The following is an 8,283-nucleotide window of genomic DNA, read 5'->3' on the forward strand; positions in this document are numbered from 1 at the left end:
CATGTGCACATGCGCGTGGTCATCGCCGAGGATTCCGTACTGTTGCGCGAGGGGCTGGCGCGGTTGCTCGCCGACGGCGGTTTCGAGACCGTCGCCGACTCGCCGATGGCCAGGATCAGGAACAACCCGTGCCGCTCGGTCAGGTGCGCCGGGCTGCGCAGCCGCCAGTGCCCGTTCCTGGCCGTGAGGTAGATGCCCGCCCAGTCCACCACCAGGGCGACCGCGAACAGCAGCACCTGCGTCCAGCTCCCCAGCGCCGTCCCGGACACCAGGAGCGCCGCGCTCGCCGTCATGGGCAGCCAGGTGATGGCGATCTGACGGCGCAGCCCGGTGTCACCGTCCGCGGCCACGGCGAAGACCACGAGATGCACCCACCGGACCACCAGATAGGCGCCCACCAGCACGAAGGCGCCCGGCCCGTCGGCCCACGCCTCCGGGATGGTGAGGCCGACCACGAACATCGCCGCCATCGCGACGACCATCCCGCCCCGCAGCAGACCGCCGTCCGCCCGGGAATGGTTGCCCAGCCAGGTGTAGCCGGACCAGGTGCCCCACAGCAGCGCCAGCATCAGCAGCCCCCGGAACACGCCGTCGGCGTCGCGCTCGCGTGCCATGGAGCCGGTGAGCTGCGTGATCGCGAAGACGTAGACGAGGTCGAAGAACAGTTCGAAGGGCGTCGCCCGGTGGTCCTCGCCGACCGGCGAAGTCTTCTGCCGCATCTAATCGAGGACCAGGGCCCGGACACGGGGCCGGCGGCAGAAGTAGACGAACGCGGGCGGCACGTTGGCCCACACCGTCCGGCTGACCACGACCTCCTCGAACAGCCCGTCCAGGGATCGCCGTAACCGTCGCGCCGGCGGCGTCCACCGCGTGTGCGCGTACGCGAACGTGGTGAATGCGCCGTGCGGGGCGAGGGCGCCGGTGAGGGCGTCGAGCAGGTCGTGCTGGCGGTTCGCGGTGAACGCCGCCCAGGGCAGTCCGCTCACGATGACGTCCGCGCGGTGGTGGCCGCGCGCCGCGAGCACGTCGCCCAGGTCCCGGGCGTCGGCCACGGCGACGTCGATCCGCGGGTACCGGGTGGCGAGACGCCGCGCGAACCGCTCGTTGACCTCGACGGCCAGGTGATGGCCACGGCCGCCGAGCCGGCGCTGGATCGCCGCGGTGAACGCGCCCGTGCCCGGCCCGACCTCGACGACCAACGGGTCACCGTCACGCGTGACAGGCGAGGTGATCAGGTCGGCCAGCGGCTCGCCGCTCGGCGCGACCGCGCCGACGGTGAAGGGGGCGCGCGCGAACTCGTGCAGGAACGCGGCGCGGTCGTGGGCGCTCACCGGACGGCTCCGGGCGACGTGCCCAGCACCCGGGCGAGCCAGTCGTTCCTGGTACGCCGGGCCGCGACCGAGATCCGGGCCTCGGGACACAGGGCGTCGAAGCCGTGAAAGCCGCCCGCCCAGACGTGCAGCTCCGCCTGGCCGCCGGCGGCCCAGATCCGGGTGGCGAACGCGACGTCCTCATCACGGAACACCTCGGCCGTCCCGGCGTCGACGTAGGTGGTCGGCAGGCCGGACAGGTCCTCGGCGATCGCGGGCGACAGGTAGCCGGACACCTCGCCGCCGCCGATGAGCGACCGCCAGCCGAACGCGTTCATCTCGCGGGTCCAGACCCCGGGCGCGCCGGAGTACTGGCGGCTGGAGGTGGTGTCGTTGCGGTGATCGACCATGGGACAGATCAGCACCTGCGCGGCGATCGGCGGCCCGCCCCGGTCACGGGCCATCAGGGTGAGCCCGGCGGCCAGGCCACCGCCGGCGCTGACTCCCGCCACGACGATCCGGCCCGGGTCGATGCCCAGCTCATCGGCGTGCTCGGCGACCCAGAGCAGGCCCTGGTAACAGTCCTCGACCGGGATCGTGCCGGTGGCCTCCGGCGCCAGCCGGTAGTCCACGGAGACGACGGCGGCACCGAACAGGTCGAGCCAGTCCAGGGGGATGTCGATCTGCGAGAAGCGGTCTCCCATGACCATGCCGCCGCCGTGGACCCAGTAGACGCACGGGGCCGGCGCGTGACCGGTCCTGGCCGGGGTGAAGATCGACATGGGGACGGGAGCGGTGATCTCGCGGTGGCCGGCGGCGCGGCCCTGGAGGATGACGTCGACCGGCGTGGACGGCAGTCCGCGCAGCTCGGCGAGCACCTCCGGACCGAGCTCGGGCATGGCAGGCAGGTCGGCGAGGAACGCGCGCAGTTCGGGGTCGAGGCCGGGACGGGCCATCGTGGTCTCCTCGTTCACAGGGCGGCCTTGCCGCCGACGGGAATCTCGTCGGCGTACCGCGGCTGCCCGGCCAGCAGCGGCTGGAGGGCGGCGGCGAACGTCTGGGCCTGCTCGGTCGCGAAGAACCGGGCGTGGGCCTCCTGGCTGACCCAGCCCTCGGTGACGTAAACGGTGTCCGGATCGCCGGCCGAGCGGCCGACCAGGAAGACACGGCAGTCGTCGTTCGGCAGGGACGGCGCGTCGAGCAGGGCGGCGACCAGGTCGTCGCCCCGGCCCTGCTGCGCGGTCATGGCGGCGTGGAAGCCGTGGCCGATGGTCATGGGATCACTCCTCACGGGTGGATCTGTCGCAGCCCACTGTCGGCGCCGCCCGGCCGGCGTCACATCAGTCATCCGACTCCCGCCTTGAGCGCCCATGGCGGCCGATGACCTAACCGCTGGTGCGGTTAGGTCATTTGACAGATGCGCGGCTCGGGCGCGTGCCCGACCATCGACACGTGACGAGTCCTTCAGAGCCGCCGGCCGTCCTGCGCATGCGGGAGGTCCGGGACCGGGCGCTGTTCGACCCGGACGACGGTGCGGTCACGCCGTCGAACCGGGCCGAGCTCAAAGCGGTCGCACACCTGCTGAACGTGCTGCTGGCCAGCCTGGTCGTGTCCTCGTTGCAGTACGAGCAGCACGCCCTGCTCGTCCGCGGGCCGTCGCATCGAGCGGTCGCGGAGTTCCTCCACGGCTGCGCCGACCGTGACCGCGCCGGCGCGCGGCTGCTCGCGACCCGCATCGCTCACCTCGGGTTCGCCGCCGACCACGACCCACGGCACCTGCCGGCGCGGTCGCGCATCACCTTCCAGACGTTCCAGGACGGCGATCTCACCGGCATCGTGACGCAGGACCTCGTGGGGGCGCGGATCCTCGTCCAGTCGTTGCAGGAGGCGGTGCGCTGGGTCGGGGCCGACGACCCCACCACCCGGCGCCTGCTGGAGCGGCTGCTGGAGGAGAAGGAGGCACAGGCCGACGAGCTCAGCGCGGGGCTTCGGAATCCGGTGCGAGAGCATCCCTGAGCCCGGCGCGGGAGGCGACGCCGAGCTTGGGGAAGATGCGGTACAGGTGCGCGCCCACCGTCCGGTGCGACAGGTACAGCCGCTCGGCGATCTGTTTGTTGGTCAGGCCGCTCGCCGCCAGCTCGGCGATCTGCAACTCCTGCGCGGTCAGGGCGGCCGGGCCGCCTGCCGAGGTCTCGGCCGTCCGGTGTCCGGCGGCGTGCAGCTCGTTCCGTGCACGCTCGGCCCAGGGCCCGGCGGCCATCGCGGCGAAGCCGTCGCGGGCGATGAGCAGCTGCCGGCGCGCCTGCGACGCCGACCTGTCACGACGCAGCCTCTCGCCGAGGACGAGCCGGACGCGGGAGGCGTCCCACAGCCACCGTTTCGCCACGTGGCCCGACAACAGCGACTCCAGCCGCGCCCTCGTCCCCTCGTCGTCGGACACGAGGAACTCCGCGGCCGCCTGGACCAGCGTCATCCGAGTCGACAACGCGGCCACGTCGGCGGCCCGCATCGCCTCGACGTGCGCCCTGGCCTCGACCATCCGCCCGGTCCGCACCGCCGCCTCGACGAGGTCGAGCATGACCCACGTGCAGTGAGGCACGTACGCGGCGAGCGCGCCGGGCGGGCTCATCGCGGCGGCGTGGTGGAAAGCCGCGCCGAAGTCCCCCTGTCCCAGCGCCGCGAGGACACGCGGATGCTGGGCGAACAGCGCCGCGGCCGTCACACCGCGTGGGAGCGCCCAGTGGGTGATCTCGTCGGCGAGCGCGTACGCCTCCTCGAAGCGTCCCCGTCCGGCGGCGAGGATCGCCCTGTTGTACAGGAAGTACCACGCGAAGAAGGAGAAACCGCTGGTCTCGCAGACCTGCTGACCCTCACTGGCCAGTTCCTCGGCCTCGTCCCATCGGCCGACGAGAAAGTCGTCCAGGCACAGGTGCATGAGGGCGCCGAGGTGTCGTCGGGGCGCGCCTCCGTCCCGTCCCTGCCGGACCAGCCGCCACGAGGACTCGCGGCAGTCACCCAGCCGATCCAGATAGACCGAGGCCGTGCCGACCCGCACGATCCGCGTGGGGTCGGTCTCGTCCGTCAGAGTGTCGAGGATGCGCCGGCTGCTCGCCAGCGCCGACGCCCCCGTGCGGACCGGGTCCGGGAAGGTCCTGCTCGCCAGCGACAACACGTCGGGCGGTCGCGGCTCCAACCGTTCCAACACCCGGTAGAACGGCTCCCAGTATTCCGGAGCGCTGCCGTACCAGGACAACAGCATCAACGTGTGCATGGCCTCGACGAGCGCGGGATCCTCCGCCCGGTAGCCGTGCCCGGCGGTCTCGATGGCGCCGAGCAGGAGCCGGTGGGCGGTGGCGACGTCGCCATCCCCGTTGAGCATCAGGAACGCGGCCGCGTTGGCCGCGTGAAGCGAGCCGGTGGAATCCGGAGCCGCCCGCCGCGCGTCGGTCAGGAGCGTCTTCGCGTCGTCGACGGCCCCGCTCGCCTCGGCGCCGATGTACGCGGCCTCGGACAGCCGACGCCCCCGATCGGCGCTCGTCACGCTCAACTCGGCTGCCCGGACCAGCGCGGCGACCGCGGCCAACGCGTCACCGCGCAGCATGATGCGATGCGCCGAGCCCTCCAGCAGCGCCGCCACCGTCTCGTCCGGGCCGACGGCGGCCGCGGCCAGATGCCACGCACGACGTTCCTGGTCACCCGGCAGGGCGCCGGCGAGGGCGACATGCGCGGTCCGGCGCTCTTCGTGCGTGGACCCCGCCACGATCGCCGACCTGATCAGCGGGTGCCGGAACGCGATCCGCGCCGTGGCGTCGTCCACGCGTACCAGCTGCGCCCGCTCGGCGGGGGCGAGGTCGGCCAGCCCGGCCTCATCCGCCGAGGCAGCCCTGAGCACCCGGACGTCGCCGGTGCCCTCGAACGTGGCCAGCAACAGCATTCTCCGGGTCGACGCCGGCAGATCGGCGATCCGCGCGGCGAACATCGCCTGGAGCCGGTCGCTGAGCGGGACCACCTCCGAGTGCGCCACCGCGGGATGCGTCGCGCCCAGCAACGTCGAAGGCAGTTCCGTCAAGGCCAGCGGATTGCCCTGGGCCAGGTCGAGCAGCCGATTCCTGATCCGTACCGGCATGTCCGGGAAGTGGACGTCGACCAGTTGCCCTGCCGCCGCTCGATCCAGGGGCTGGACGGCCATCTCGGTCAACCCGCGCGGCGCCGCGGAGCTCACTGCGCCCGTCCTGGCGGAGAACAGCAGCGCGGCCCCGACCCCCTGCAGCCGGCGGGCGACGAATCCCAGCACGACGGCGCTGGCCCGGTCGATCCATTGAACGTCGTCCACCAGAAGGGCGAGCGATGTCTCAGCGGCGACCCTCTTGACGAGCAGGAGCGCGGCGTTGCAGACCAGGAGCGCGTCTGTGGGCGCGCCGACGCCGAACCCCAACGCCACCGACAATGCCTCTCGAAGCTGCGGCGGCAGGTGCTGGATGTCGGCCTCGACCGGCAGGAGCAGCTGATTGAGGCAGGAGTAACTGACGTCGGCTTCGAACTCCGACCCGGACGCTCGCAGCACGCGCATCCCCGCCGTGACCGCCAGCTCGGCCGCAGCGGCCATGAGAGCGGACTTGCCGATGCCGGGGTCACCCCACATCAGCCGCGCGTCGCCATGCCGCCGAGCCGCGTCGAGAAAGCTGGACAGCTGTTCGAGCTCGGCACGGCGGCCGAATAACGCATCACTGGCCACGGGTACCTCACTGCGTCGGTCAGTGCCTCACCACTTCCGGATACAGGCTGCTGCGAGCATAGCCGTCACGCGATCACCCTCAGGCGCTGCTTCCGCCTCTCCTCTGAGAAGAGCGGGATTGAGCAAGAGATCGCTACTATCGAGCAAGTCCGCCGCGCCTCACCCCCCATGGGCAGACGCGCCCCTACTGAGCTGTGGGTTGAACTGCCCGAACCGCAGACCGTCTCGACGTCCTCGGCCTCGATCGCGCTGTCGAAGGATCTGCGCAAGCAGGGCTGGCAGTTCGTCGGGCCGACCACCGTGCATGCGTTCCCGCAGGCGATGGGCCTGATCAACGATCATGTCAAGGAGTGCGTCATCCGGTCCGAGGCTCAGGCGGCGCGCGAGGCGTTCGCCCGGCCTGGGCACCTCACGAGATCAGTGGCGGGGACGACCGTGCCACTGACGCGCCACAAGGCCGTCCAGTAGACGGCGCGCCGAGCGACACCGGGTCTGACCGGCACGGATCACAGTGCTCACACTGCCGCCTGTTCCCGGCTCCACTCCTGGCCTCGTCGGCCGGCGGCCGGTCCGCACGCAGGTCCTGGACCACCTCGGCCGGCACCCGCGCGCGCAGCGCCAGGATGGAGTGCGCGGCCACCCAGTACTGCCAACCGTTGGCCACGCCGGCCGTGCCCAGGGCCACCTGCTTGGTCGCCGCCGGCAGCGACGACTTGCCGGACTGCTCGGCCGGCGTTGTAGCCGGCAAGCAGCTCCAGCGACTCGGCCGTCACTCCGTTCAGCGTGGTCACGAACCCCATGCGCTTCTTGGCGACCTCCAATGTCGGCCGGGCCACCTCAAGGGCGTCACTCTCGTCGTGGGTACGGAAACCGCTCATCATCTCTCCTCGGTAGTGGTGAGACCGTCAACTACGGCGCGCACGCCCACCAGCAGCACGTCCGCCTCGGCACCGGCTCGCCTCTGCCGGTCCTGCCCATGCGCATAGCCACCTCTAACCGGTCCATCGTGCGCTGAGACAGCGCTGCAGATCGGCGATGAACGCCGCCGCATCGCGCGGCTCGGCCAGCGCCTTTAGTGCACATTCCGGTTGGAACAAGCTGCAGAAGGCTCTACTCGCGTCAAGTCCGCGCCGATGGCGCTCTCATCGACGACGTCACCGGTCCACTCTGAGGCACCGATGCGTCCCGACGTCCTTGTGCGTCCCCCCTTGTCATCCTGACAGCGTTCAGTCGCAGGTCATCTACTGACGGCAGGCATGCCAGGCAGGGGCGGGACCACGGGCTGTACCCGCTCCCACCTGCGCATAGGGTCCACGATGATCCACTGTTGTCCGGCCTCATCCGAGGGCGTTGTCACTCAGTTGGTCACTCAGAAGACCGCCCGTCCGCTCAATTCTCGATATGCCTCGCGCAGTTCTGCGGCTTCCGGCATGCGGAGTGCTTCGATGGCGCTGATCACCTCGTGTGCCCTCCAATAGCTGGACGGCACCAGCACGCCGCTAATCATCGTCATGAGGGTAAGCCGACCGGCCTCGTCGGGCTGATCGGCCGCCAGCAGCGCCAGCGCCAGGTCAAGGCGCGCGGATGCCGCCCTGCGCGGGCGAAACGGCCCGTCTGCGGCTGACTCCATGCGCGCGAGCACCTGCCGGGCGTATGACTCGGCGGCCGGATCTCCCAGCCATGACAGTGTGGTCGCGACGTATGCGTCGCTCTTGGAGGGGTCGTACCGGTAGTGATGCTCGGGATGCTCGGGCGTCGACAACGGCGAGACCAGCCGGGCGACACGGTTCAGCGCATCACGTGTCTCCGGGCCGGATCCGAGCCGCGCCCATACCCGACCTTCCTGCGCAGTCGCCTGGATGTAGGCGGAACTTCCACGTGGCGCGATCACCTGCGCCCCCTGAGTCAGGGTCAAGGCTCGGCGGTAGTCGCCGGTGGTGACCGCCTGCCATGCCTCCGTCTCCAGGCACCATGCCGCGATCTCGGGACACTCAGCGTGCTTGGCCAACTGCGCGGATGTCTGAAGCCATGTTGCAGCGGCGTCGAACGCGCGAAGATCGATATAGCAGGTGGAAGCCAGCAAGGACAGCCAGCCACCGGCCGTGAGCAGGCGGCGATGCTCGATGATCGTCTTCTTGGCGTTGGGTCACGTCCACGGACGTGGTGTATGAATCGATCTTCGCGTGATCCTGTTTCTGCAGGTTAAGCGGTGAGTGTCTGTGGGATCTGGTTCTGGGC

General features: G+C 70.8%; 8 protein-coding genes. 2 read left to right on the forward strand and 6 right to left on the reverse strand.

What is annotated here, in order from left to right; all coding sequences use genetic code 11:
* From ACWCSD_RS41775 to ACWCSD_RS41790, 4 genes are all read right to left on the reverse strand, one after another.
* The coding region (locus ACWCSD_RS41775; protein ID WP_449923287.1) for a low temperature requirement protein A at nt 1-719 on the reverse strand (719 nt) is incomplete at its 3' end.
* Entirely contained in the window at nt 720-1,331 is a 612-nt protein-coding gene (locus ACWCSD_RS41780; protein ID WP_397159072.1) for a class I SAM-dependent methyltransferase, read from the reverse strand.
* Nucleotides 1,328-2,284 (reverse strand): alpha/beta hydrolase, encoded by a 957-nt coding sequence (locus ACWCSD_RS41785; protein ID WP_449923291.1) that lies wholly within the window; start codon nt 2,282-2,284, stop codon nt 1,328-1,330. Before ACWCSD_RS41785 ends, ACWCSD_RS41780 begins: the two co-directional genes overlap by 4 nt.
* A complete protein-coding gene (locus tag ACWCSD_RS41790; protein ID WP_449923294.1) occupies nt 2,281-2,586 on the reverse strand; it encodes a putative quinol monooxygenase in 306 nt (101 codons plus the stop codon). Before ACWCSD_RS41790 ends, ACWCSD_RS41785 begins: the two co-directional genes overlap by 4 nt.
* A 176-nt stretch (nt 2,587-2,762) precedes the next feature.
* Here ACWCSD_RS41790 and ACWCSD_RS41795 point away from each other — a divergent pair, with 176 nt between their 5' ends.
* On the forward strand, nt 2,763-3,326 hold the full coding sequence (locus ACWCSD_RS41795) for a ferritin-like domain-containing protein (protein WP_397159066.1): 564 nt from the start codon (nt 2,763-2,765) through the stop codon (nt 3,324-3,326).
* Here ACWCSD_RS41795 and ACWCSD_RS41800 read toward each other — a convergent pair.
* Complete coding sequence (locus tag ACWCSD_RS41800) at nt 3,286-6,045, reverse strand: AAA family ATPase (protein WP_449923298.1); 2,760 nt, start codon at nt 6,043-6,045, stop codon at nt 3,286-3,288. The two genes, ACWCSD_RS41795 and ACWCSD_RS41800, sit on opposite strands and share 41 nt — an antisense overlap.
* Before the next feature lie 168 nt (nt 6,046-6,213).
* Between ACWCSD_RS41800 and ACWCSD_RS41805 the strand changes: the two genes are divergently transcribed.
* Nucleotides 6,214-6,513 carry a DNA-3-methyladenine glycosylase I gene (locus ACWCSD_RS41805; RefSeq protein WP_449923301.1) on the forward strand — a complete coding sequence of 100 codons (300 nt, stop codon included), beginning with the start codon at nt 6,214-6,216 and terminating at the stop codon, nt 6,511-6,513.
* A gap of 901 nt (nt 6,514-7,414) precedes the next feature.
* Here the strand turns inward: ACWCSD_RS41805 and ACWCSD_RS41810 are convergent.
* Nucleotides 7,415-8,128 (reverse strand): hypothetical protein, encoded by a 714-nt coding sequence (locus ACWCSD_RS41810; RefSeq protein ID WP_449923304.1) that lies wholly within the window; start codon nt 8,126-8,128, stop codon nt 7,415-7,417.
* Nucleotides 8,129-8,283: the final 155 nt, after the last annotated feature.

Source organism: Nonomuraea sp. NPDC001684, assembly GCF_053596515.1.

Bases quoted from the DNA above. Each gene is read 5' to 3' on its own strand.
- ACWCSD_RS41790 (WP_449923294.1), bottom strand. From the start codon at position 2,586: ATGACCATCGGCCACGGCTTCCACGCCGCCATGACCGCGCAGCAGGGC.
- ACWCSD_RS41805 (WP_449923301.1), top strand. From the start codon at position 6,214: ATGGGCAGACGCGCCCCTACTGAGCTGTGGGTTGAACTGCCCGAACCG.